General features: G+C 68.5%; 22 protein-coding genes. 8 read left to right on the forward strand and 14 right to left on the reverse strand.

All coding sequences use genetic code 11. The features are described from left to right. Together B128_RS13410 and merA are read left to right on the forward strand one after the other, a co-directional pair. Window positions 1-123: a hypothetical protein gene (locus B128_RS13410; RefSeq protein WP_011173222.1), complete on the forward strand. Its 123-nt coding sequence runs from the start codon at window positions 1-3 to the stop codon at window positions 121-123. Continuing rightward, window positions 120-1490 (forward strand): mercury(II) reductase, encoded by a 1371-nt coding sequence (gene merA / locus B128_RS0111110; protein WP_018112345.1) that lies wholly within the window; start codon window positions 120-122, stop codon window positions 1488-1490. Before B128_RS13410 ends, merA begins: the two co-directional genes overlap by 4 nt. Here merA and B128_RS0111115 read toward each other — a convergent pair whose 3' ends face one another. Then, window positions 1491-2717: an aminopeptidase gene (locus B128_RS0111115; protein WP_018112346.1), complete on the reverse strand. Its 1227-nt coding sequence runs from the start codon at window positions 2715-2717 to the stop codon at window positions 1491-1493. A 31-nt stretch (window positions 2718-2748) separates the two neighbouring features. Continuing rightward, window positions 2749-2880: a hypothetical protein gene (locus B128_RS13415; RefSeq protein WP_018112347.1), complete on the reverse strand. Its 132-nt coding sequence runs from the start codon at window positions 2878-2880 to the stop codon at window positions 2749-2751. A 68-nt stretch (window positions 2881-2948) separates the two neighbouring features. On the opposite strand from B128_RS13415, the gene nifJ reads away from it, so the two are divergent. Beyond that, window positions 2949-6455, forward strand: a complete 3507-nt coding sequence (nifJ, locus tag B128_RS0111125; protein ID WP_018112348.1) for a pyruvate:ferredoxin (flavodoxin) oxidoreductase — start codon at window positions 2949-2951, stop codon at window positions 6453-6455. An 11-nt stretch (window positions 6456-6466) separates the two neighbouring features. After that, window positions 6467-7465: a dihydroorotate dehydrogenase-like protein gene (locus B128_RS0111130; protein ID WP_018112349.1), complete on the forward strand. Its 999-nt coding sequence runs from the start codon at window positions 6467-6469 to the stop codon at window positions 7463-7465. Here B128_RS0111130 and B128_RS0111135 read toward each other — a convergent pair. Beyond that, window positions 7431-7679: an HTH domain-containing protein gene (locus tag B128_RS0111135; protein ID WP_018112350.1), complete on the reverse strand. Its 249-nt coding sequence runs from the start codon at window positions 7677-7679 to the stop codon at window positions 7431-7433. The two genes, B128_RS0111130 and B128_RS0111135, sit on opposite strands and share 35 nt — an antisense overlap. Window positions 7680-7714: 35 nt before the next feature. On the opposite strand from B128_RS0111135, the gene polX reads away from it, so the two are divergent. Continuing rightward, window positions 7715-9442: a DNA polymerase/3'-5' exonuclease PolX gene (polX, locus tag B128_RS0111140; RefSeq protein WP_018112351.1), complete on the forward strand. Its 1728-nt coding sequence runs from the start codon at window positions 7715-7717 to the stop codon at window positions 9440-9442. Here the strand turns inward: polX and B128_RS0111145 are convergent. From B128_RS0111145 to B128_RS0111180, 8 genes are all read right to left on the reverse strand, one after another. Beyond that, a complete protein-coding gene (locus B128_RS0111145; protein ID WP_018112352.1) occupies window positions 9420-10079 on the reverse strand; it encodes a type-5 uracil-DNA glycosylase in 660 nt (219 codons plus the stop codon). The two genes, polX and B128_RS0111145, sit on opposite strands and share 23 nt — an antisense overlap. Before the next feature lie 49 nt (window positions 10080-10128). Next, window positions 10129-11664, reverse strand: coding sequence for a hypothetical protein (locus B128_RS0111150; RefSeq protein WP_018112353.1), 1536 nt, complete (start codon window positions 11662-11664; stop codon window positions 10129-10131). Between the two features lie 150 nt (window positions 11665-11814). Beyond that, window positions 11815-12333, reverse strand: a complete 519-nt coding sequence (locus B128_RS13420; protein WP_018112354.1) for a helix-turn-helix transcriptional regulator — start codon at window positions 12331-12333, stop codon at window positions 11815-11817. Between the two features lie 53 nt (window positions 12334-12386). Next, window positions 12387-13166: an ABC transporter ATP-binding protein gene (locus B128_RS0111160; protein ID WP_018112355.1), complete on the reverse strand. Its 780-nt coding sequence runs from the start codon at window positions 13164-13166 to the stop codon at window positions 12387-12389. Next, complete coding sequence (locus B128_RS0111165; RefSeq protein ID WP_018112356.1) at window positions 13159-14193, reverse strand: FecCD family ABC transporter permease; 1035 nt, start codon at window positions 14191-14193, stop codon at window positions 13159-13161. Before B128_RS0111165 ends, B128_RS0111160 begins: the two co-directional genes overlap by 8 nt. A gap of 38 nt (window positions 14194-14231) precedes the next feature. Beyond that, window positions 14232-15143 carry a heme/hemin ABC transporter substrate-binding protein gene (locus B128_RS0111170; protein ID WP_018112357.1) on the reverse strand — a complete coding sequence of 304 codons (912 nt, stop codon included), beginning with the start codon at window positions 15141-15143 and terminating at the stop codon, window positions 14232-14234. Window positions 15144-15324: 181 nt separating this feature from the next. After that, complete coding sequence (locus B128_RS0111175) at window positions 15325-15663, reverse strand: PxKF domain-containing protein (protein ID WP_156822428.1); 339 nt, start codon at window positions 15661-15663, stop codon at window positions 15325-15327. A gap of 79 nt (window positions 15664-15742) precedes the next feature. Beyond that, on the reverse strand, window positions 15743-17308 hold the full coding sequence (locus B128_RS0111180; protein ID WP_018112359.1) for an acyl-CoA carboxylase subunit beta: 1566 nt from the start codon (window positions 17306-17308) through the stop codon (window positions 15743-15745). A gap of 70 nt (window positions 17309-17378) precedes the next feature. Here B128_RS0111180 and B128_RS0111185 point away from each other — a divergent pair, with 70 nt between their 5' ends. Beyond that, the gene (locus B128_RS0111185) at window positions 17379-17789 is read left to right on the forward strand and encodes a hypothetical protein (RefSeq protein WP_018112360.1); all 411 of its coding nucleotides are present in this window, start codon (window positions 17379-17381) and stop codon (window positions 17787-17789) included. Window positions 17790-17830: 41 nt separating this feature from the next. Here B128_RS0111185 and B128_RS0111190 read toward each other — a convergent pair whose 3' ends face one another. From B128_RS0111190 to B128_RS0111200, 3 genes are read right to left on the reverse strand one after another with little or no spacing between them, the layout of a single operon-like run. Then, window positions 17831-18772, reverse strand: a complete 942-nt coding sequence (locus tag B128_RS0111190) for an electron transfer flavoprotein subunit alpha/FixB family protein (protein ID WP_018112361.1) — start codon at window positions 18770-18772, stop codon at window positions 17831-17833. Between the two features lie 9 nt (window positions 18773-18781). Next, window positions 18782-19525 (reverse strand): electron transfer flavoprotein subunit beta/FixA family protein, encoded by a 744-nt coding sequence (locus tag B128_RS0111195; protein ID WP_018112362.1) that lies wholly within the window; start codon window positions 19523-19525, stop codon window positions 18782-18784. Window positions 19526-19537: 12 nt separating this feature from the next. Beyond that, complete coding sequence (locus tag B128_RS0111200; RefSeq protein ID WP_018112363.1) at window positions 19538-20683, reverse strand: acyl-CoA dehydrogenase family protein; 1146 nt, start codon at window positions 20681-20683, stop codon at window positions 19538-19540. A gap of 97 nt (window positions 20684-20780) precedes the next feature. On the opposite strand from B128_RS0111200, the gene B128_RS13425 reads away from it, so the two are divergent. Both B128_RS13425 and B128_RS0111210 read left to right on the forward strand, forming a co-directional pair. Then, complete coding sequence (locus B128_RS13425) at window positions 20781-23675, forward strand: ATP-binding protein (RefSeq protein ID WP_018112364.1); 2895 nt, start codon at window positions 20781-20783, stop codon at window positions 23673-23675. Then, window positions 23653-24009, forward strand: a complete 357-nt coding sequence (locus B128_RS0111210) for a response regulator transcription factor (protein WP_018112365.1) — start codon at window positions 23653-23655, stop codon at window positions 24007-24009. Before B128_RS13425 ends, B128_RS0111210 begins: the two co-directional genes overlap by 23 nt. Window positions 24010-24029: the final 20 nt, after the last annotated feature.

The raw sequence follows: 24029 nt of genomic DNA on the forward strand, positions 1-24029 counted from the left end.
ATGGAGAAGAACCGGTACCGCATCAAGGTGCCCGGGATCCACGGCGCGGGGTGCATCCGCAGGGTGGAGCAGGTGGCCGGGGTGGAAAAGGCGTGGATGGGCTACCCGGGGGAGGCCCTATGACCTACGACCTCCTCATCGTGGGCTCGGGCTCCGCCGGGGTGGCGGCGGCCCTGGAGGCGAGCGCCCTCGGGGCCAAGGCGGCCGTGGTGGAGGCGGGGGTTTTGGGGGGGACCTGCGTCAACGTGGGGTGCGTGCCCTCCAAGTACCTCCTCCGGGCGGCCGACGCCTTCCACCGGGCGGGCCACTCCGCCTTCCCCGGCCTCCGCACGGAGGCCCTGGGGGTGGACTGGAAAGCCCTCCTCGCGGGCAAGGAGGGCCTGATCGCGGCCCTCAGGAAGGAGAAGTACCAGGAGGTCCTGGAGGCGGCCGGGGTTCCCGTGCTCCGGGGGAGGGCCCGCTTCCTGGACGGGGAAAGGATGGAGGTAGAGGGGCGGGAGGTCTTGGCTGGGCGGTACCTCCTCGCCACCGGGGCGAGGCCCTTCCTTCCGCCCATCCCCGGCCTCCAGGAGAGCGCGCCCTGGACCTACCTCGAGGCCCTCTCCGCCCCCGCCCTTCCCGAAAGCCTCCTGGTGGTGGGGGGTGGGCCCATCGGGCTTGAGCTCGCCCAGGCCTTCGCCAGGCTTGGGAGCCGGGTGACGGTCCTCGAGGCCCTGCCCGAGGTCCTGCCCCAGGAGGACCGGGAGCTTGCCCGGCTCCTCCGGGGCTACCTGGAGGAGGGCCTTAGGGTCCACACCGGGGTCCGGGTGGAGGCCGTGGCCCGGGAAGGGGCCTTCCGCGTCCGGACCGACCGGGGGGTTTTTGAGGCGGAGAGGCTCCTCGTGGCCACGGGGAGGAGGCCGGACCTGGAAGGGCTCGGCCTGGAGCGGGCGGGCGTGGAGCGGGACGAGCGGGGCTTCCTCCGGCTGGACCCCAGCCTGCGCACCACCAACCCCCGGGTCTACGCCGCCGGGGACGCGGCGGGGCTTCCCCAGTTCGTCTACGTGGCCGCCCAGTCGGGCAGGGTGGCGGCGCGGAACGCCTTGGGGGTGGAGACGCCCCTGGACCTCGCCGCCCTCCCCCGGGTCACCTTCACCGACCCCGCCCTGGCCGCGGTGGGCCTCACGGAGGAGGAGGCGAGGAGGCGGTACGGCGCGGGGGTGCGGGCGGCCACCCTTCCCCTTTCCCAGGTGCCCAAGGCCCTCACCGCCCGCGATGCCCGGGGGGCCTTCAAGATCGTGGTGGACGAAGAGGGCACGGTCCTCGGCCTCCACGTCCTGGCCCACGAGGCGGGGGACGTCATCCAGGAGGGCATCCTGGCGGTGAAGTACGGCCTCGGCTACCGGGACCTCATAGACACCTTCCACCCCTACCTGACCCTGGCCGAGGGGATAAGGCTCGTGGCCCAGGCCCTGGACGCCGATCCCAAAAAGCTTTCCTGCTGCGCCTGACTACACCACCCACCTTCCCCGGCGCATGAGAGGCACGCGGGTCCCGTCTTCGTGGAGCCCGTCCACGTCCATCTCCTCGGATCCGATCATCCAGTCCACGTGGACGAGGCTTTCGTTGCCCCCCCGCTTCCGGAAGGCCTCCCCCGAGGGGCGGCCCTCGAGGTTCTCCTGGTAGGCCTGCCCAAAGGCGATGTGGCTTGCGGCGTTCTCGTCAAACAGGGTGTCAAAGAAGACGAGGCCCGTTTTGGCGATGGGGTTGTCCGCGGGGACCAGGGCCACCTCGCCCAGGCGCCTCGCCCCCTCGTCCGTGTCCAAAAGCCGCCTCAGCACCTCCTCGCCCTTCTCGGCCCGCACCTCCACGGCGAAGCCCCTTTCAAACCGGGCGAAGATCCCCTCCACCAGGGTGCCCCCCAGGGCCAGGGGGCGGCTTGCCCGCACCACCCCCTCCACCCGCTCCCGGTGGGGGGCGGTGAAGACCTCCTCCGTGGGCAGGTTGGGGTTGCAGAGCCGGCCCCCCTTGGTGGGGGTGGCCCCGCCCTGCCAGAGGTGCCCCTCGGCGAGGCCCACCACGAGGTCCGTCCCCGGCCCCTTGAAGTGGAGGGCGTGGAAGCGGCGGGCGTTCAGGTAGGCCACCTTTTCGTGAAGGGCGCGGTTGTGGGCTTCCCAGGCGGCGATGGGGTCTTCCTGGTCGGCCCGGGTGGCCTGGAAGATGGCCTCCCAGAGCCTCCTCACCGCCTCCTCCTCGGGGAGGCCTGGGAAGACCGCCCTCGCCCAGCCGGGGTGGGCGAAGGGGACGATGGTCCAGTTGGTGACGAACTCGGTGATGGCCTCGAGGGCGGGCTTGTAGGCGCGGGCGTTGGCCTTTTGCGCCCGGCCCACCTTCTCCGGGGGAAGCCCCTCCAGGGCCTTGGGGTCGCTTCCCGAGACGGCAAGCCTCGCTGCCCCTTCCCTAAAGGCCCTCGCCATCCCCTCGTAGAGCCAGGCCGGGGCCTTGTCCAACCCCTCCTCCGGCGCCAGGGCGAGGCGCTTGCGGGCAAGTTCCTGGTCCCCGTAGATCACGGTGAAGAGGCTCGCCCCCTCCCGGTAGGCCTTCTCCGCGAGGAGGCGCACGAAGTCCACGGCCTCAATGGGGGCGGTGGCGATGACCTCCTGCCCCTTCTCCAGGTTGAGCCCCACGCGGATGGCGAGTTCGGCGAGCTTTTCCAGGTTGCGCTTGAAGGCGTCCACGCCCCAAGTCTTCGCCCGGAAGGGCCTTCCGTCAAGGCCTGGGGCAGCTTCGGGGCCGGGCGAGGAGGAGGGCGAGGCCCGCGAGGAGGAGGAGGAAGGGGCGGTAGGCCTCGAGGGCCACCCCCAAGGCGGCCAGGGCGAGGGCCAGGAGGTAGCGGAGCATGCTCCCATTCTACCCCTGGGACATTCCTCACCTGGGGGAGGGGATAGGGTAGGGTAGAGGTGAAGCCTATGCGCCCCATCACCGTGGACGGCAACGAGGCGGTGGCCCGGGTGGCCTACCGCCTGAGCGAGGTCATCGCCATCTACCCCATCACCCCCAGCAGCCCCATGGCCGAGCTTTCCGACGAGTGGGCGGCCAAGGGGGAACCCAACCTCTTCGGCCTGGTGCCCAAGGTGGTGGAGATGCAGTCCGAAGGGGGGGCGGCTGGGGCCTTGCACGGGGCTTTGCAGGAAGGGGTTCTCGCCACCACCTTCACCGCCAGCCAGGGCCTCCTCCTCATGATCCCCGACATGTACAAGATCGCCGGGCAGGCCCTCCCCGGGGTGATCCACGTGGCCGCCCGGGCTCTGGCCACCCACGCCCTCTCCATCTTCGGGGACCACCAGGACCTCTACGCCGTGCGCCCCACGGGGTGGGCCATCCTGGTCTCCGACTCCGTGCAGGCGGCCCAGGACCTGGCGGCCGTCGCCCACGTGGCGGCCCTAAAGGCCAGCCTTCCTTTCCTCCACGCCATGGACGGCTTCCGCACCTCCCACGAGGTGCAGAAGATCCAGCCCCTCTCCGACCGGGAGCTCAAGGCCCTTTTCCCCTACGAGGCCCTCGAGGCCTTCCGCAAGCGGGCCCTCACCCCCGAGGCCCCCGTGATCCGGGGCACGGCGCAAAACCCCGACCACTACTTCCAAAACCGCGAGGCCATCAACCCCTACTACCTGCGCCTCCCCCGGGTGGTCCAGGAGGCCATGGACCGCTTCGCCGAGGTCACGGGCCGGCGCTACCGCCCCTACGAGTACGTGGGCCACCCGGAGGCGGAGCGGGTGGTGGTGGTCATGGGCTCCGCCTCCTTGGCGGTGGAGGAGGCGGTGGCCCACCTCCTGGAGCGGGGGGAGAAGGTGGGGATGGTGCGGGTGCGCCTCTTTCGCCCCTTCCACCCGGAGGGTTTCCTGGCGGCCGTCCCGGCCACCGCCCGCAAGGTGGCGGTCCTGGACCGGGGCAAGGAGCCGGGGGCCGTGGGGGAGCCCCTCTTCCAGGAGGTGGCGGCCGCCTTCGCCCTCCGGGGCCAAGGGGTGCCCCTCCTGGTGGGCGGGCGCTACGGGCTTTCCTCCAAGGAGTTCACCCCGGCCATGGCCCTGGGGGTCTTCGCGGAGCTGGAGAAGGACCGCCCCCGCCACGGCTTCACCGTGGGCATCGTGGACGACGTCACAGGGTCAAGCCTCCCCTACCCCGAGGTGGACTTTGAGGACCCGGCCTCCGTGCGGGCGGTCTTCTTCGCCTTGGGCTCCGACGGCACCGTCTCCGCCAACAAGAACACCATCAAGATCATCGGGGAGGAGACCCCCCTCTTCGCCCAGGGGTACTTCGTCTACGACTCCAAGAAGTCGGGCTCCCGCACGGTGAGCCACCTGCGCTTCGGCCCCAACCCCCTGAACAAGCCCTACCTGGTCCAGCGGGCGAGCTTCGTGGGGGTCCACCAGTGGGGTTTTTTGCAAAGGCTCCCCATGCTGGGGGTGGCCGAGGAGGGGGCCACGGTCCTCCTCAACAGCCCCTACCCCAAGGAGGAGGTCTGGGACCGGTTGCCTAGGCCGGTGCAGGAGGAGATCCTCAGGAAGAACCTGAAGGTCTACGTGGTGAACGCCTACGAGCTCGCCCGGAAGGTGGGCCTCCCCGGGCGCATCAACACCATCATGCAGGCCGCCTTCTTCAAGCTCTCCGGGGTCCTCCCCGAGGAGGAGGCCAAGGCCCGCATCAAGAAGGGCATTGAGAAGAGCTACGGCAAGCGGGGCAGGGCCGTTTTGGAGCGCAACTTCCAGGCGGTGGACCTGGGCTTTTCCGCGGTGGAACCCCTCCCCATCCCAGGCCAGGTGACCTCCACCCAGGAGCTCATCCCCCCCATGGTGGGGGAGGCCCCGCCCTTCGTGCGGGAGGTCCTCGGGCCCATCGCCCTGGGCCTTGGCGACACCCTTCCCGTCTCCGCCTTCCCCCCGGACGGCACTTTCCCCACGGGCACCGCCCGCTACGAGAAGCGGGGCATCGCCGAGTTCGTGCCCACCTGGGACCCCAACGTCTGCGTGCAGTGCGGGAAGTGCGTTTTGGTCTGCCCCCACGCGGTCATCCGGGCCAAGGTGGTGCCGGAGGAGGCCCTGGCCCAGGCCCCGGAGGGTTTCCCCCACCGCAAGGCCATGTGGAAGGAGCTTTCCGGGGCCTACACCCTGGCCATCAGCCCCGATGACTGCACGGGCTGCTCCCTGTGCGTGGAGGTCTGCCCCGCCAAGGACAAGCGCAACCCCAGCCGCAAGGCCCTGAACTTGGCCCCGCGCCTGGAGGTGCGCGAGGCCATGAACCGCCACTGGGACTTCTTCCTCACCCTGCCCGAAACCCCTAGGGCGGACCTGAAGCTCCACACGGTGAAGGACGTGCAGCTTTTGGAGCCCCTTTTTGAGTTCCCTGGGGCCTGTGCGGGGTGTGGGGAGACCCCTTACCTGAGGCTTCTTTCCCAGCTTTTCGGCGACCGGCTGGTGATCGCCAACGCCACCGGGTGCAGCTCCATCTACGGGGGCAACCTGCCCACCACCCCCTGGAGCAAGAACAGGGAAGGCCGGGGCCCCGCCTGGGCCAACTCCCTCTTTGAGGACAACGCCGAGTTTGGCCTGGGCATGCGCCTGGCCCTGGACAAGAAGGCGGAGTACGCCCGAAGCCTCCTTCCCGTCTTCCGCCAGACCCTGGGGGAGGAGCTGGTAGCGCGGCTTCTTGAGCCCGTGGGCCCGGAGGCCCTGGAGGCGAGGCGGCAGGACGTGGCCCTTCTCCGAGAGCGGCTAAGGGGCCTGGACGACCCCAGGGCCCGGGACCTTCTGGCGGTGGCGGACGCCCTCATCCCTCACTCGGTCTGGATCGTGGGCGGGGATGGCTGGGCCTACGACATCGGCTACGGGGGGTTGGACCACGTGCTGGCCAGCGGGGCCAACGTGAAGGTCCTGGTCCTGGACACCGAGGTCTACTCCAACACCGGCGGCCAGGCCTCCAAGGCCACGGGCCTGGGGGCGGTGGCCAAGTTCGCCATGGCCGGCAAGCCCACCCCCAAGAAGGACCTGGCCTTCATGGCCATGAGCTACGGGCACGTGTACGTGGCCCAGATCGCCATGGGGGCCAACGACGCCCACACCGTGCGGGCCTTCCTGGAGGCGGAGGCCCACCAGGGTCCCGCCCTCCTCATCGCCTACAGCCACTGCATCGCCCACGGCATTGACATGGCCAAGGGCATGGACCACCAGAAGCTGGCCGAGCGCGCGGGGTACTGGCCCCTTTTCCGCTACCTGCCGGGGCAGGGGCTTTTCCTGGATTCCAAGCCCCCCACCCTGCCCCTAAGGGAGTACCTCTATGCGGAAAACCGCTACCGTCTGCTCCTCCAGACCCACCCCGAGGAGGCGGAGGTCTTCTTGAAGGCGGCGGAGGAGGCGGTGCGGGCCCGGTGGGAAAGGCTTTCCCGCATGGCCAGCGCCCCTGAGGCGGTGGCGGGTTAAGGAGGGCGAGGATGGACCTTAGGACCACGTATCTGGGTTTGGCCTTGGAGCATCCCCTGGTGGCCTCGGCTTCCCCCCTTACGGAGAAGCTGGATGGGTTTTTGCGCCTCGAGGACGGCGGGGCCGCGGCCATCGTCATGCACTCCCTCTTTGAAGAGCAGATTACCTTGGAGGAAGAGCTCCTGGACCACTACCTCCACTACGGCCACGAGAGCTACGCCGAGGCCCTCACCTACTTCCCCAAGGCCTCGGAGTACCGCCTCACCCCCGAGCGCCACCTGGACCTCCTCGCCCGGGCCAAGGAGCGGGTTTCCGTGCCCATCATCGCCAGCCTGAACGGGATAAGCCGGGGAGGCTGGGTGGAGTACGCCAGGCTCCTGGAGGAGGCGGGGGCCGACGCCATTGAGCTCAACCTCTACTACATCCCCACCGACCCCCTCCTCTCGGGCGCCGAGGTGGAGGCCATGTACCTGGACACCATCCGGGCGGTGGTGGAGGCGGTTAAGGTGCCGGTGGCGGTGAAGGTGGGCCACGCCTTTACCGCCTTCGCTCACTTCGCCAAGCGGGTGGAGGCCACGGGGGCCAAGGCCCTGGTCCTCTTCAACCGCTTCTACCAGCCGGATTTTGACCTGGAGGGCCTTTCCGTGGTGCCCACCCTCACCCTATCCCGGCCCTACGAGGCCTTGCTCCGGGTTCACTGGATTGCCCTCCTCTACGGGCGGGTGGGCCTGGAGCTGGCCCTCACCGGGGGGGTGCACTCGGGGAAGGAGGCGGTGAAGGGCCTTTTGGCCGGGGCCCAGGTGGTCATGATGACCTCGGCCGTTCTGGAAAAGGGACCGGGCCACTTCCGCACGGTGCTGGCCGAGCTGAAGGCCTTCATGGAGGAGAGGGAGTACGCCAGCGTGGCGGAGATGCGCGGGGTCATGAGCTACCAGAAGGTGGCCGAGCCCGCCGCCTTTGAACGGGCCAACTACCTCAGGGTTCTGGGCTCGTACCGCCTCCTTCCCTGAGGGCGTAGAGGCCTTTCCCCAGGGCCACCACTGGGCTGTGGTGCCAGCGGGCCAGGGCCGCCAGGCGGACCTTGGCGATTTTCTCCGGCTCCTTGACCCTTTCCCAAAGCCCCCCTTCCTTGAGGCGGCGGCCGATCTCCGTGTAGTGGAGGGGTCTGCCCGCCTCCTTGAGCATCTCCACCACGGCTTTGCGGAACCGGTCTGGCCTGGGCATGGGCGTTAGGGGGAGTATACCCGTATAGTGGGGGCATGAGGAACCAGGAGCTGGCTCGCATCTTTGAGGAGATCGGCCTGATGAGCGAGTTCCTGGGGGATAACCCCTTCCGGGTGCGGGCCTACCACCAAGCGGCCCGCACCCTTTACGACCTGGATATCCCCATAGAGGAGGTGGCTGCCAGGGGCAAGGAGGCCCTCCTGGCCCTTCCCGGCATCGGCCCTGACCTGGCCGAAAAGGTCCTGGAGTTCCTGGCCACGGGCCGGGTGGGGAAGCACGAGGAGCTTGCCGCCCGGGTGCCCCGGGGGGTCCTAAGGGTCATGGAGGTTCCGGGGGTAGGCCCCAAGACCGCCCGGCTCCTCTATGAGGCCCTGGGGGTGGACTCCCTGGAGAAGCTCAAGGAGGCCCTGGACCGGGGGGACCTCCTGCGCCTTAAGGGGTTCGGCGCCAAAAAGGCGGAGCGCATCCGGGAAGGGCTTTCCCTGGCCCAGGCCGCGGGCAAAAGGCGCCCCCTGGGGGCGGTGCTTTCCCTGGGGCGTAGCCTCCTGGAGGCCATCCGCCAGCTCCCCGGGGTGGAGGGGGCGGAGCTTTGCGGCTCCGCACGGCGCTACAAGGACACCGTGGGGGACCTGGACTACCTGGTGGCCAGCAAGGAAGGGGAACGGGTGGTGGCGGGCTTCGTGCGTCTTCCCCAGGTGAAGGAGGTCTACGCCGAGGGCAGGGAGCGGGCCACGGTCTTCCTCAAAAACGGGCTCCAGGTGGACCTGCGGGTGGTCCCCCCAGAGAGCTGGGGATCAGGGCTGCAGTACCTCACAGGGAGCAAGGAGCATTCCATCAAGCTTCGCACCCTGGCCCAGGAAAAGGGCCTGAAGCTTTCCGAGTACGGCGTCTTCCGCGGGGAGGAGCGCCTGGCGGGGGAGACGGAGGAGGGGGTGTATGCCGCCCTGGGCCTTCCCTACATCCCCCCACCCCTGCGGGAGGACCAGGGGGAGATAGAGGCCGCCCTGGCGGGCAGGCTCCCCAAGCTTTTGGAGCTTTCCCAGATCAAGGGTGACCTCCAGGTCCACTCCACCTACTCCGACGGCCAGAACACCCTGGAGGAGCTCTGGGAGGCGGCCAAGGCCCTGGGCTACCAATACCTGGGCCTCACCGACCACTCCCCGGCGGTGCGGGTGGCCGGTGGACCAAGCCCGGAGGAGGCCCTTAGGCGGGTGGAGGCCATCCGCCGCTTTAATGAGGCCCACGGCCCTCCCTACCTCCTGGCGGGGGCGGAGGTGGACATAAGGCCCGACGGCTCCCTGGACTACCCGGACTGGGTCCTGCGGGAGCTGGACCTGGTCCTCATCTCCATCCACTCCCAGTTCCGCCTCCCCAAGGCCGACCAGACCCGGCGCATCCTCCGGGCCCTGGAAAACCCCTACGTCCACGTGCTGGCCCACCCCACGGCCAGGCTTCTCGGGCGCCGCCCCTCCATAGAGGCCGACTGGGAGGCCATCTTCGCCAAGGCCCTGGAGAAGGGGGTAGCGGTGGAGATAGACGGCTACTACGACCGCATGGACCTCCCCGACGACCTGGCCCGCCTGGCCTACGGGATGGGGCTTTGGATCAGCCTCTCCACCGATGCCCACCAGGTGGAGCACCTGCGCTTCATGGAGCTGGCCGTGGGCACGGCGCAGCGGGCCTGGATTGGTCCTGAGCGGGTGCTGAACGTCCTCTCCTACCAGGAGCTACTGGCCTGGCTCAAAGCCCGGCGAGGGCCTTAGCCTTGAGGAGCACCTCCAGGAACATCTCCCGGGTGAGCCTCCCCGTTTGCGTGTTCTGGCGGGAGACGTGGTAGCTGGCCAGGAGGTGCCTGCCTCCGGGCAGGGGGTAGTGGGCCCCGTGGAAGAAGGGGTAGGTGCTTTTTCTGAGGCCGAAGTGCTCCAGGAGGGCCTCGAGGGCCACGCGGCCCAGGGCCAGGTAGACCCGGGCTTCCTCCAGAAGGCCGAGCTCCACTGCCGTCCAGCGGCTACAGGCCCTTAGTTCCTCCCGGGTGGGCCGGTTTCCCGGGGGGGCGCAACGCACCGCCGCCGTGAGGTAGACCCCGTACAGCCTAAGGTCGTCCCCCGGGTGGCTTTCCGGCCGGCTGGAAAGCCCGGCTTCGTAAAGCAGGGGGTAGAGAAAGGCCCCCGAGGCGTCCCCAGTGAAGGGGCGGCCGGTGCGGTTGGAGCCGTGGGCCCCGGGGGCCAGGCCGAAGAGGACGAGGCGCGCCTCCGGATCCCCAAACCCCGGCACCGGCCTTGCCCAGTAGGCCTCCCCCCGGTGGGCCCGCTTCTTTCCCACCACCTCCTCCCGCCAGGCCACCAGCCGGGGGCAGAGGCGGCAGGCGGTGAGCTTTTCCCGGAACTCAGGCATCTCCATGCCCCAAAGGATAACCCCGGGCCCAAGGGCCCGGGGGCTTGGCCTGGGGCTACTCGCTACAGTGTCCGGGGCCGATGTAGCCCTCGTTGTACTGGGCCAGGAGGCCGGCATAGTACCGGGCCTGGTTGGTAAGGGTCCGGTTGAAGGCGTAGTTGGGAGGGTAGTTGCTGAAGAAGCTGTGGGCCCAGGCCAAGGCGGCTTCCACCTGGGGGGTGGTGGCGGCCCCGTTCAGCTTGTTCAGGGTGGCGGCGATGAACTGGTGGGCCAGCTGGTAGTAGGGGTTGCCCCCGGAGGGCGGGGTCCAGAGCACCCGGTAGTAGCTCTGGCCCGAGAGGTAGAAGGTGGTATCCTCCCCGATCAGGTCCCAGGCGTCGTCCCGGGGCTTGGCGGGGCCGTACTTGGTGTGGGTCTTCCAGTAGCCCTGGGTCAGGGTGCAGCCCACAGGGCAGGCGGGGACCCGCACCTCCACCGTCCAGCTGTCGGAAAGGGTGGTTTGGGTGGTGCTGGTGGTGAGGGTGGCGGTGTTGGTGAAGGCATAGAAGGTGTCCTGAGGCCCGCAGGTGTAGGGGCCCACCTCCAGGGTGTAGGTGAAGGTCTTGGGGGCTTCGGAGGCGCTCACCGTGCCCAGGGGCCCGTACTTGTCGTCGGAAACGCTCACGCTGGCGTCCACCAGGGTGGTGGGTTCCCCGAAGACCACGGGGGCTGTGGCCGTGGCAGTGCGCATGCGCTCCTGCCCCTCGCGCACGTAGCGCACGGTGGCGGTATTGGTGCGGGCCCCCTTGTCGGGGAGGCTGGCGCTGTAGGTGCAGCTGAGGCTTTCCCCGGGGGCCAGGGTGCGGGGCAGGGTCCCGCAGTTCACGTTGGCGGCGATGTCAGGCGAGATGATGTCCTCCACGCTTTGCACTACGAAGGTAATGGGGGTGTTGTTGCGGATGGTAATCCCGCCGCTCACGGCGAAGTCTCGGTCCTCGTAACCTTTCACCGCTACCGCCACCTTGTACTCCACGGGGAAGACCTGGCCCGGGCTCAGGGTGAGCTGGCTGTGGTTCCCGGTCTTGTCGATGCTCCAGTAGTACTGCCGGGTGTAGGTGGTTTGGGCGGTTTTGCTCACCTCGAGGCGGTACTCCCAGCAGAAGGTCACGTGGCTGATGGCGGGAATCTGGCCAGGACGGGGGTGGTCCGGGGACCGCAGGCCCATGCCCGAGGTGGCCGGGGGTTCATAGAGGTAGACGTTGGCCCCGGGGCCGCCCTTCACGATCACCGCGGAGATGGGAAGGGTGGCGGACCAGTCCATGTACCGGCCCCCATCGTAGAAGGTCACGGTCACCTTGTTGCCGTAGGTGTCTAGGTCGTAGGTGTCGCTCTCGGGCGGGTCTACTTTGTAGGCGCCGTCAAAGTTTACGCCTGCCTGGGTGCACTCAAACACGACGTCCCCCGACTGCCAGTCGGGGTACGTCACCACCCTGGGGCCCACGCTGGCGGCGGAAAGGGTGCTATCCGGCGTTTTCCCGGTCTGCCCACCGCAACCGGCCAGGAGCAGGATAAGGAACGCGGCCCCAAGCGGCCAGAGGGTTTTGCTTCTCATATCCGCCTCCTTTCACCCTCATGATCGCCCGAGGCTTGGGAGGCCACAACGGGCTTTGGTTCTAGGTCCAGGTTGGGGGACGTTGGGGGTTTTTTCGGAAAAAAGGACCTAGGCTTCTTTTGCCCATAGGCCTAGGTCAAAGAAAGCGCCTCAGGAGATGAAGCGGATGTGGGCCAGCTGGCTCCGCTTGCGGATGCCCAGCTTCTGGAAGACCAGGGAGAGGTGGGTCTTGACGGTTTTCACGGAGATACCGAGCTCTTCGGCGATTTCCTCGTTGGAAAGGCCCAGGGCCGCCAGGGTGGCCACCTCCTTTTCCCGCTGGGTCAGGTGGGGGAGGGGGTTACTCACCAAAGTGGCCACCAGGCGGCGTTCCGCCCAGACCTCCCCCCGGGCCACCGCCTCGAGGGCCCTGACCAGAACCTCCAGTCCCTGCCCGGGGTATAGGTAGCCCATATACCCCTTTTTGAGGGCCTGCATGGCCTGCTCCTCCTCCCGGAGGAGGAGCACCGTGGGCAGGGGGGGCGGGGCGGCCACCTCCCGGTCGGCCTCCACCAGGGCCACCTGGGCCAGGAAGGGGAGGTCCACCACCTCAAAGCCTCGAGCCCGCAGGGCCTCGGCCATGGCCTCTTTTTGGGCGGTAAGGGCAAACTGGAGCCAGACCTTCAGCACAGCCTAGTCTCAGCTTAACCTTTTAAGGGGGGTTTTACCCAATGCCAGGCCCCTCAGGTTCCCCGCAGAACCCCTTGGGGAACGGGCAGGAGAAGGGGGATTCGGCCCAACGACCCCACCTTGCGGAAAGGCACCTCGTAGACCTCCTCGAGGAGGCTGGGTTCCAGCACGGTTTCCGGGCCACCTTGGGCCACCGGTTTCCCTCCTTTGAGGACGAGGACGCGGTCGGCGAAGAGGGCCGCCAGGTTGAGGTCGTGGAGCACGGCTACCACACCCCTTCCCTCGTGGGCCATGGCCCGGAAAAGCCCCAGGAGCTCCAGGGCATACCGGGGGTCCAGGTGGTTGGTGGGCTCGTCCAGGAAGAGGACCTCCCCCTCCTGGGCCAGAAGCCGCGCCACCTCCACCCGCATGGCCTCACCCCCTGAGAGGCTTAGGAAGAAGCGCTCGGCCAAGGGGGCCGCCCGAGCCTTTTCCAGGGCCTGCCAGGTGCGGGCGTGGTCCTCCGGCCCTTCCCGCCCCGCTATGTGGGGAAGCCGCCCCAGGAAGGCCACCTCGTAGGCGGTGAAGGGGAAGCTCATCTCCCGCCCTTGGGAAAGGACCGCCCGCTTTTGGGCCAGCCCTTGGGCTCCGTAGGCCTCCAGGGGTTTTCCCAGAAGCCGCACCTCCCCCTCCGTGGGGGAAAGTTCCCCGGAAAGGAGGCGCAGGAGGGTGGTCTTTCCCGAGCCATTGGGCCCCAGCACCGCCAAGAAGTCTCCTGGTGCCAGGTTCAGGTCCACCCCCCGCAAAAGCCACCGCTCCCCCACCCGGTAGCCGAGCCCCTTAGCCTCAAGCACGGTATACCTCCCGCTTGTGCCGCAGGACCAGGTAGAGGAAAAAGGGCCCCCCCAGTAGGGCGGTGAGCACCCCCACGGGGATTTCCGAGGGCGCCGCCAGGGTGCGGGCCAGGAGGTCCGCCAGCACCGTGAGGCTTGCCCCCAAGAGGGCCGAGCCCGGGAGGAGGAAGCGGTGGTCCGGCCCTGCCAGGAGGCGGAAGAGGTGGGGGGCCAGGAGCCCGATGAACCCAATCCCCCCCGCCAGGGACACCGCCACCCCCACCCCCAGGGCCGAGCCCGCCACCAGGCGCCCCTTCAGGCGCTCCAGGTCCACCCCCAGGTGGAAGGCTTCCCGTTCTCCCAGGGCCAGGGCATTGAGCCCCCGGGCCAGGGGGAGGAGGAGGAACAAGGCCAGGAGGCCCAGGGGCAGGCCTGCCAGGAGGAGGCGCCAGGTGAGGGCGGAGAACCCTCCGAGGGTCCAAAAGGTCAGGCTCCTCAGCTCCTGCTCCGAAGCCAGAAAGGTGAGGAGGCCAATCAGGGCTCCCACCAGGGCGTTCAGGGCCAGGCCGGAAAGCAGGAGCACCGTCACCTGAACCCCCAAGGGGGTGTGGGCCAGCCGCCAGAGAAGTCGGGTGGCCAGGAGGCCGCCGAGGAAGGCAAAAAGGGGCAGGCCGTAGGTCTCCAGGGCCCCCGCCCCCGGCAGGAGGACGATGAAAACCGCTGCCCCCAGGGCGGCCCCGGCAGAGACGCCAATCAGCCCTGGGTCCACCAGGGGGTTGCGGAATAACCCCTGCAGGGCGGCGCCGGCCAGGGCCAGAAGCCCACCCACCAAGGCCCCCCCCAGCACCCGGGGCAGGCGCAGGGCCACCAGGACCTGGTAGGCCACGCCTTCCCCCCGCAGGAGGAGGGCAGGGATGTCCTGGAGGGGTATGTGGTAGGCCCCCAGGCTTACCCCCAGCAGGAGGACCGAGGGTAGGAGGAGCGCAAGCCCCCAAAGGGCCCGCCGGTAGCGGCGCAGACGGGAGGGAGTGGAGAGCGCCTCTGTCATCGGGCCCTATGCCTCCGGTACGCCATGGGATGGCCCACCTACTTTACCTCCACCACGCCCTCTTGCAGGTAGGCTGCCCGGAAAAGGTCCAAAGCCGCCCGCCCCATCCGGGGACCGATGTTGCCCAGGTAGTTCTCCTCCATGATCAGCACCTTACGGCGTGCCCCTGCCGGGGTCTGGGCCATGCCGGGCACGCGGAGGAGGCCCTCGAGGCCCCCCACCGTCTCCACCGTCTTCTTGGTGGTCACCAGGAGGTCGGGCCGCGCGGCCACCACCGCCTCAGGGTTCATGGGCTGGCACCCCCGCACCCCCTTGAGGGCGTTCTCCACCCCTCCAAGCTCCATGATGGCCACAAAGATGCTCCCCTCCCCGCACACGAAGGCCACCTGGGGCGCTGGCAGGTAGACCACAAGCCCCCTCAGCTTCCCCTTGGGGGCCTGCTGGGCCTGGAAGGAGCGCAGGGCCAAGAGGTCGCGCTCGAGGCCCCTTATGAGGGCCTCTCCCGCCTCAGGGCGGCCCACCGCCTGCGCCAGGAGGCGGATGCGCCGCTTGGCCCCTTCCACGGTGGGCTCAATGGGAACCAGGATGACCGGAACCCCGGCCGCCCGCACCTGGTCCAGCACCTGGGTGGGCCGGGTGTCCTCCCGGGCCACCACCAGGGTGGGCCGCAGGGCCAGGATGGCCTCGGCGGAATATTGGCCGGGCAGGCCCACACTGGGCTTGGACATCACCTGAGGAGGGTACTCACTGGTGCCGTCCCGGCCCACAATGCGGTCCCCCATCCCCAGGGCATAGAGCACCTCGGTGTTCACCCCGCCTAGGGTAACGATGCGCTCCAGAGAACGGACCTCCACCGTCTTGCCGGTGGCATCGGTGACGCGGAAAGGCTGAGCAAATCCCATCAGGGCCAAAAGGAAAATGGGTCCGAGGATGGCTCGCTTCATGCCCATACCTCCGATTAGTATCCTACAATCCCTCAAACCTGCTGGCTTGAAGCCTGGCCTACGGTGATTCCAAGGAGTTGTGGGTGGGGGCGTGCCTTGAAGCGTGAGGAAGAGCACATAGCTCCAGAAGCAAAAGAGAACCCGGTGGGACGGGGTACCACCGGGTCTATCTGTAAGTATTCTGGCTTTACCGCACCAGGTTAAAGTAGGTTTCCGCCAGGGTGATGCCTGCGTAGGAAACCGTGGTCCGGTAGCAGCCCAAACTCCACCCCAACTGGGTCTTCAGGTTGAAGATGTAGTGGCCGCTTTCCGGGTCGTAGCGCCAGGTGGTGGAGCCGCTGGGGAAATCGTTGCCCTCGTAGGTGGTCCCAAGGTCGCTGGCACAGCTATTGGTGAGGCGCAACGCCAGCCTTAGCCCGGGAGCCAGATCGGTGGCCGGGGTGCCGTCGGCATACTTGGGGGGGTAGAACTTGTGGGGAATGGTGGACCCCCGCTTGTGGCTGCTATAGGGGCCCTGGGAGCGCAAGGGGGGAGGAAGCCGGTGCTGGCCAAGGACAACGGCCCAAAGCCCTAGGACTTTGGACCGCAAAGGTCCTAGGTTGGCCTTAGAGGGGGATGTTGTCGTGCTTCTTGAAGGGGCGCTCCTCCTTCTTCTCCCACAGCATGCGCAGGTGCTGGTAGAGGATGCGCCGGGTATGGGCGGGGTCAATGACGTCGTCAATGTAGCCCCTTCCCGCCGCCACCCAGGGGTTGTCAAAGGCCCGGCGGTACTCCTCAATCTTTTTCCGCCGGGTCTCCTCGGGGTTGGGAGAGGTCTGGATCTCCCGGCGGTAGATGATGTTGGCTGCCCCCTCGGCTCCCATCACCGCCACCGCCGCCGTGGGCCAGGCCAGAACCACGTCCGCCCCCATGTCCTTGGAGTTCATGGCCAGGTAGGCCCCCCCATAGGCCTTGCGGGCGATGAGGGTGATCTTGGGCACCGTGGCCTCGGCATAGGCGAAAAGCATCTTGGCCCCATGGCGGATGATGCCCCCGTGCTCCTGGGCTACCCCGGGGAGGAAGCCTGTTACGTCCACCAGGGTGAGGAGGGGGATGTTAAAGGCATCCATGGTGCGGATGAAGCGGGCGGCCTTGTCCGAGGCGTTGATGTCCAGGGCCCCCGCCATGAAGCGGGGGTTGTTGGCCACCACCCCCACAGGGTACCCCCCGAGCCGCCCCAGGCCCACGATGATGTTCCTGGCGAACCGGGGCTGGATTTCCAGAAACTCCCCTCCGTCCAGAAGGGTGCGGATCACCTGGTGCATGTTGTAGGGCCTGCGGGCATCGGGGTGGACGATGTCCAAAAGCTCGGGGGTGGGGCGCATGGGGTCGTCCTGAGGGTCCAGGACGGGGGGTTTTTCCCGGCTGTTTTGCGGCAGGTAGGAGAGGAGCTTGCGGATTAGGTCCAGCACCTCCCGGTCGTTTTCCCCCTCCAGGTGGGCCACCCCACTGCGCTCCATGTGCACGTCGGCCCCGCCCAGTTCCTCAAAGGTCACCTCTTCCCGGGTCACGCTCTTGATGACCTCGGGTCCGGTGATGAACATGTAGCTACCCCCGCGGCTCATGAGGACGAAGTCGGTCATGGCCGGGCTGTAGACCGCCCCTCCGGCGCAGGGGCCCAGGATGGCGGAGATCTGGGGCACCACCCCGGAGTAGATGGCGTTGCGGTAGAAGACCTCCCCGTAGCCCGAGAGGCTGTCCACCCCCTCCTGGATGCGGGCCCCGGCGGAGTCGTTGAGGCCGATGATGGGCGCCCCCACCTTGGCCGCCAGGTCCATGAGGCTGGCGATCTTGCGGCCGTGCATCTTGCCCAGGGAACCCCCCAAGACGGTGAAGTCCTGGCTGAAGACGAAGACCAACCGGCCCCCGATGGTGCCGTAGCCCGTGACCACCCCGTCGGCGGGGGCTTCAATCCCCTCCATGAGCCCCGTTTCCAGGTGCTCGGCGAAGGGCATGAGCTCCACGAAACTCCCGGGGTCCAGCAGGTAGTCTATGCGTTCCCGGGCGGTGAGCTTGCCCTGCTGGTGTTGCTTTTTGATGCGCTCCTCGCCCCCGCCCAGAAGGACCCTCTTGCGCCTTTCCTCCAGCTCGGCCAGAAGTTCATCCAGGATAAGCTTGGCGTTGTCGGCCATACTGGCCGCATGATACATTAAGAAGCCGGGCACGCTTCCAGCAAACCGGGCCTGGCAAGGAGGTGGAAGTATGAGACGATGGCTGATCCCTGCCGCGCTGGTCCTCCTGGTGGCCTTGGGCGCGTGGGCGGGCTACTGGGGGTATGCGCGCCTCCAGGCCCTCGAGGCCAGGCTGGTGGCCTTGGAGAACCGCCTCTCCACCCAGGAGGAGGCCCTGAAGGCCCTGGGGGAACGGGTGGGCAAGCTGGAGGGGGAGGTCTTCCAGGCCCCGGCCCCACCCCTTGCCCTGCCGGAAACCCCTGCTCCCTCCCAGCCTCCCGCCTGGCCCTACGCCGTGGGGGTGGTGGTGGTGCTCCTTCTCCTTTACCTCCTCCTGCGCCTGGTGCAGCGGCCAGGGGAGAGGTCCGTGAGGGAAGGGGCCACCCCTTCAGGCCTCGAGGAGGCCCGCATGGAGGACGAAGGCGCCCCGCCCAGGGGCTAAAGAAGGGCCCGGCCCCCATAGGGGCCGGGCTCCCGCCTCTTTCAGTCTTTTAGCTTCTTCACCGTCTGGATGAGGGCCGGGAGGACCTGGTGCACGTCCCCCACGATGCCGTAGTCGGCGTGCTTGAAGATGGGGGCATCCGGGTCCTTGTTCACCGCCACGATGTACTTGCTCTTGTTCATCCCCGCCAGGTGCTGTACTGCCCCTGAGACTCCAAGGGCGATGTAGAGGGCCGGCTGCACGGTCTTGCCCGTCTGGCCCACCTGCTCGGCGTAGGGGCGCCAGCCCGCGTCCACCACCGCCCGGGTGGCCCCCACCGCGCCCCCCAGGAGGGCGGCGAGTTCCTCCACCTCCTTAAAGGCCTCGGCGCTCCCCAGGCCCCGGCCGCCGGTGACCACCACGTTGGCCTCGGTGAGGGAGACCCCCTTCTTCTCCTCCTGCACCCTTTCCAGCACCTCCACCGTGGCCACCTGGGGCACGGAAAGGGGCACCACCTCGCCCATGCTTCCCAAGGGCTGGGCCAGAGGGGTGGTGTTGGGCTTCACCGTGAGGACCACGGGAAGCGCGGCCCGCACCTTCTGAGTCACCCGGTTCAGGTAGGCATAGCGGGTGGCATAGACCATCCCCCCCTCGGCCCAGGACTCCAGGGTGTCCTCCAGGAGGCCGGCCTTCAGGGCGTAGGCCACCCGCCCCAGGTAGGTCCGGCTCTGCCGGGAGGAGGGGGCGACGATGGCCTTGACCCCGTCCTTGGCGGCCGCCAGCACCCCGGCGGCCCACTTCTCGGGGGTGTAGGGGCCGAGCTCGGCCACGAACAGGGTGGCCACGTGGCCTCGGGCCTCCTCCACGGGTGCCTGCCCCTCGCTCAAAAGGACCCCAGCCACCTGGGTGCCCAGGGCCTCGGCCAGGGCCCGGGCCCGGGTGAGGGCCTCGAGGCTCCCCTTCCTCAGCCTGTTGCCGTCGTGGTCCAGAACCACCAGGATCATCTCCGCCTCCTAGATCACCTTGGCTTCCTCGTGCAGAAGCCGCACCAGTTCCTCGGCGGCCTGGGCGGGGTCCTTGCCGTCCAGGACCTTGCCCAGGCGGGCCTTTTCCTGGATTTCCTCGGAAAGGAGTTCCACCTTGGGGCTCAGGCTCACCTGCACCTTGCGGATCTCCTTCTTCTTGGCCTTCATGATGCCGGGCAGGGTGGGGTAGCGGGGCTCGTTCAGGCCCTGCTGGGTGGTGAAGACCGCGGGCAGGCGCACCCGCACCCACTCCGCGCCCTCGTCCAGGTCGTGCTTGGCCTTGGCCGTCTCCCCCTCCAGCTCTAGGGCCGTGGTCCAGGCCACCACCGGCACCCCCAGGGCCTCGGCCAGGGCTCCGCCCAGGGCCTGGCTGTCCCAGTCCGCCTGCTGCCCCCCGGTGAGGACCAGGGTGGGGGCCTCCTCCCGCAGCACGGGGGCCAGGGCCTCGGCCACGGCCACGGGGTCGGCGTGGCCCTCAAAGACCACGTGCACGCCCCGGTCCATGCCCATGGCCAAGGCGGTGCGGATGGCCTCCTCGGTACGCTCGGGGCCGAAGCCCACCACGATGGCCTCCCCCCCGTGCTTTTCCTTGAGGCGCAGGGCCTCCTCCACCGCGTACTCGTCCATCTGGTCCAGGATCAGGGTGGCCCCCGATAGGTCCACCCGCTCCCCCTGGACCTTCAGCCTGCTCTCCCCGTCGGGTACCTGCCGGATTACCGCTACAAACTTCATCCCAGACCTCCTTCACTCCGCCAGCACGTGCCTGGCGATGATGAGCCGCTGGATCTCGTTGGTGCCCTCGTAGATCTGGTTGAGCTTCACGTCCCTCAGGAGCTTCTCCACCGGGAACTCCCGCATGTAGCCGTAGCCGCCGTGGATCTGGATGGCCTGGTTGGCCGCTTCAAAGGCCACTTCCGAGGCGTAGGCCTTGGCGATGGCGCTGGCGTGGGCGTGGGGCAGGCCCTGGTCTGCCAGCCAGGCGGCGTAGTAGGTGTACATGCGGGCGGTCTCCAGGCCAATCATCATGTCCGCCAGCTTGAACTGGATGGCCTGGAAGTTGGCGATGGGCTGGCCGAAGGCCTCCCGTTCCTTGGCGTACTTTTTGGCCTCATCCAGGGCCCGCCGGGCCACCCCCACGCTCCCCGCCGCCACGGGAATCCGGGTCTTGTTGAGGGTGTTCATGGCGATCTTGAACCCCTCCCCCTCCTCCCCCAGGCGGTTGGCCACCGGCACCTTCACGTCCTCAAAGATGAGCTCGTAGGTGCCGCTGGCCCTTTGCCCCATCTTGCCGTGGAGCTTAACCGCCTTGAAGCCCGGGGTTCCCTTCTCCACCACCAGGGCCACCACCCCCCTGTGGCGAAGCTCGGGGTTTAGGGTGGCGAAGACCACCACCCACTCTGCCTCCCCCCCGTTGGAGATCCACATCTTGGTGCCGTTCAGGATGTAGTAATCCCCCTGGCGCACGGCCCGCGTCTTGAGGGCGGCGGCGTCGGAGCCGTTGCCGGGCTCACTGAGGGCGAAGGCCGCCAGGGCGGGTTTCTCCGTGAGGGGCCTCAGGAAGCGCTCCTTCTGCTCGGGGGTACCCGCCAGGAGGACCGGGGTGATGCCCAGGTCGCTGGCCATGGGGATGGTGTAGATGCCCATGCAGGCGTAGGCCAGCTCCTCTCCCACGATCACCTCGTCCAGCATCTTGAGCCCCATCCCCCCGTAGGCCTCGGGGATGATGGCGTTCAGGAGGCCTACCTCGTGGAGCCTTTCAATGATGGGCCAGGGAACCTCCTCTTTCTCGTCGTACTCCGCCGCCGCCGGCAGGATGACTTCTTTGGCGAAGCGGCGGGCCAGGGCTTGGAGCTGCTTCTGCTCCTCGGTGAGGCGGAAGTCTATGGGCATGCCTCTCCTCCAGGGCCAAGGGGCCCTTCTCTTTGACCAAGTCTAAGATTTTTCCCTGCCCCTTGCAACCCCGGCCCCATGCTACCATTGGAGGCAGATGAGACTGGTGGGGCAACTCGGGGTTCTGGGCCGCTTTCAACGGGCGCTCCTGAAAGACCTAGAACCTATCCAGATTTTGCGCAACCTCCTCGAGGTGGCCACGGAGGAAGGCGTGGAGCGGGCGGCCCTTTTCCTCTACCACCCCAAGACCCGGGAGCTGGTGGGGGAGGTGGCCTCGGGCCGGGGACGCCACTACACGGTTTCCGCCATCGCCCTGCCCCTTTACCAGAAGGGGGCAGTGCAGGAGGCCTTTTTCGCCGAGGGGCCGGTCAGGCGGGGGGAGGAGTGGCTTTTGCCGGTGGTGGGGGAGGAGGCCGAGTTCTGCTGGGCCGACCCCGAGGCCCGCTGCCAGGTGCGCCCCCGGGCTACCCGGGAGACCCGGCCCCTCATCTGCCCCACCTGCCCCCGCTTCGGGGCCAAGGGGGTGTTGAGCCTCGAGGGGGTCCCCCAGGCCCTGCAGCCCCTCTTGCTCCTCCTGGCCCAGCTCACCGCCTTGGCCCTCAAAAACGGGGAGCTCCTGGCCGAACGCAACCGGGCCCTGCAAAACCTCTCCCGCCACGTGGAGGCCCTTTCCCACGTGAGCGCCTTAGCCCGGGAGGTGGCCCGGGCCCTGGAGCCCAGCGCCGTCTTGGAGACCCTGGCCCGCTCCCTCTCCCAGCGCTTTGGCTTCTACCGGGTCACCGTGGCCCTGGTGCGGGGAGGGTGGCTGGAGGGCTTCCTCACGGTGAAGGGGGAGAACCTCTTCTGGACCGAGGGACGTAGCCGCATCCACCTGGACCTGGCCTCCTCTCCCGACCCCCTGGCCCGGGCGGTGCGGGAGCGGCGCACCCTCCTCCTGGAGCGGGAATACCTTCCCCCGGCCGCGGCCCAGGAGGCAGGGGCCAAGGTGGCCTACGTGCCCATCCTGGCCGAGGCCGAGGCCCTGGGAGCCGTGGCGGTGGACCACGGGCCCGGGGGGCCTGCGGTCACGGAGGAGGAGATGCGCTACGTGGAGCTCCTCTCCGGGGTGGCGGGGGTGGCCCTGAGGAACGCCCAGCTTTACCGGGAGAAAACCCAGCTTTCCCTGGCCCTGGCCGCGGAGCGCAAGCGGCTTTCCCAGGTGCTGGAGGAGCTTCCCGATGGGGTGGTGGTCCTCTTCGGCGACCGGGGCTTTGCCAACGGCCGGGCCCGGGAGGCCCTGGGCCTGGGAGCCGAGGTGCTCCTCGAGGACCTCCCCGGAGTCCTGGGGCCGGCCCTCGAGGGGGGGCGGCTGGAGGTGGCCCTGGGCGGGGCCACCTACAGCGTGCGGGGGCGGCAGGTGGGGGAGATGCGGGTTCTGGTCCTCCACGACATCACCGAGCGCTCCCGCATGGAGCGGGCCCTGCGGGATCAGGTGGCCTTCACCCAGGCCCTGGTGGACGTGGCCCAGGCGGCCTTGCGCCAGCGGGGTCTAACCTCCCTGGCTGGGGCCATTGTGGAGCGCCTTCAGACCCTTTTTGCCGCGGATGAAAGCCTCCTTTGGGCGGAGGGGGAGGGGGAAGGGGAGGTGCTCTCCGGCACCTGCGCCTTGCCCACCCCCCTTCCCCGGCCCAACCTCATGGAAAAGGCCCTGGCCGAGGACCGCCCCCTGGGGGTGGAGACGCTCCAGGCGGAGGACTGCGCCCTGGCGGCTTCCTTGGGCCTGAAGAGCGCCCTGGTGGTGCCCTTCCGGGCGGAGGGGTTCAGGGGGGGGCTTTTCCTCGGCTACCGCAAGGAGCGGCGTTTTTCCGAGCGCCTCCTCTCCCGCCTGGGCCAGGTGGGCACTCTCCTGGCCCTGGTGCTGGAGAAGGCCCGCTTCCTGGCCATGGTGGAGGCGGAGGAGGAGAGGCTCAAGGCCCTTTTGGAGAACTCCCAGGACGTGGTCTACGTGCTGGACCGGGAGGGGCTGATCCGCTTCGTGAGCGCCAGCGTGCGCGCCGTCTTGGGCTATGACCCCGAGGGGTACAAGCGGGCCCCCGTGAGCGGGCTGGACTTTGTTCATCCGGAAGACCGCTTCCTGGCCGAGGAGCTCTTTCGCGAGCTCCTGCACCACCCGGGGGAGGTGCGCACGGGGCAGTTCCGGGTCCTCCACGCGGATGGCACCCCCATCCCCATGGAGGCCTGGGGGCGGAACCTGCTGGAGGAGCCCCGGGTGATGGGGGTGGTGGTGAACCTCCGCGACCTGAGGCCCCGCCTGGAGGCCGACCGCCTCAAGGGGGAGTTCATCGCCGCGGTGAGCCACGAGCTCCGCACCCCCCTGGCGGTGATCATGGGCCTGGCGGAGCTCTTGCGGGAGGAGGAGCTTTCCCCCTCGGCCCAGGAGTCCGTGGACCTCATCCTGGAAAACGCCTTCCGCCTCAAGACCATGGTGGACAACCTCCTGGACACCAGCCGCCTCGAGGCCGGCCGCTTTGAGGTGGCCCGCCGCCCCGTCAACCTGAAACCCCTGCTGGCCGACCTGGCCCGGAGCTTCCAGGGGGTGGCCCGGCTTTCCGGGGTGGCCTTCCAGGTGGAGCTCTCGGAGCTGCCCATCCTGGAGGCGGACCCCGACCGGGTGGTCCAGGTGGTGGGCAACCTCCTTTCCAACGCCTTCAAGTTCACCCCGCCGGGGGGCAGGGTGCGCTTTGGCGCCCGGCAGGAGGGGGAGGCGGTGGTCCTGGAGGTGGAGGACACCGGCCCGGGCATTCCTGAGGAGGAGCTTCCCAAGCTCTTCCAGCGCTACGCCCGGGCGGAGAACGCCCGCGCCCGCGGGGTCTCGGGCACGGGGCTTGGCCTTTTCATCTCCAAGCACATCGTGGAGGCCCACGGGGGGCGGATAGAGGTGCAAACCCAGGTGGGCAAGGGCAGCCTCTTCCGGGTTATCCTACCCCTATATGGCCCGCATCCTGTTGGTTGAGGACGAGCCCCTGGTGGCCCACATGGTCCGCCGCATGCTGGAGCGGGCGGGCCACCAGGTGGACTGGGCCTCCTCCGGCCAGGCGGCCCTGGAGCGCCTTGCCCAGGGCTACGATCTCCTGGTGTGTGACCTGGTGATGCCGGGGGTTTCGGGCCTCGAGGTCATCCGGGCGGCCCGGGCCCAGGGGGGGCCTCCTGTGCTGGCCCTTTCCGCCAGCGTCTCCGCCAGGAGCCAGCAGGAGGCCCTGGAGGCCGGGGCCAAGGCCTTTTTGGGTAAGCCCTTTGAGGGCCAGACCCTCCTGGCCCAGGTGGAGAGGCTCTTGCGGGGGGAGTAGGCCTTTATACTCTAGGGCAA

It is taken from the genome of Thermus igniterrae ATCC 700962, from assembly GCF_000376265.1.
GTDB lineage: Bacteria > Deinococcota > Deinococci > Deinococcales > Thermaceae > Thermus > Thermus igniterrae.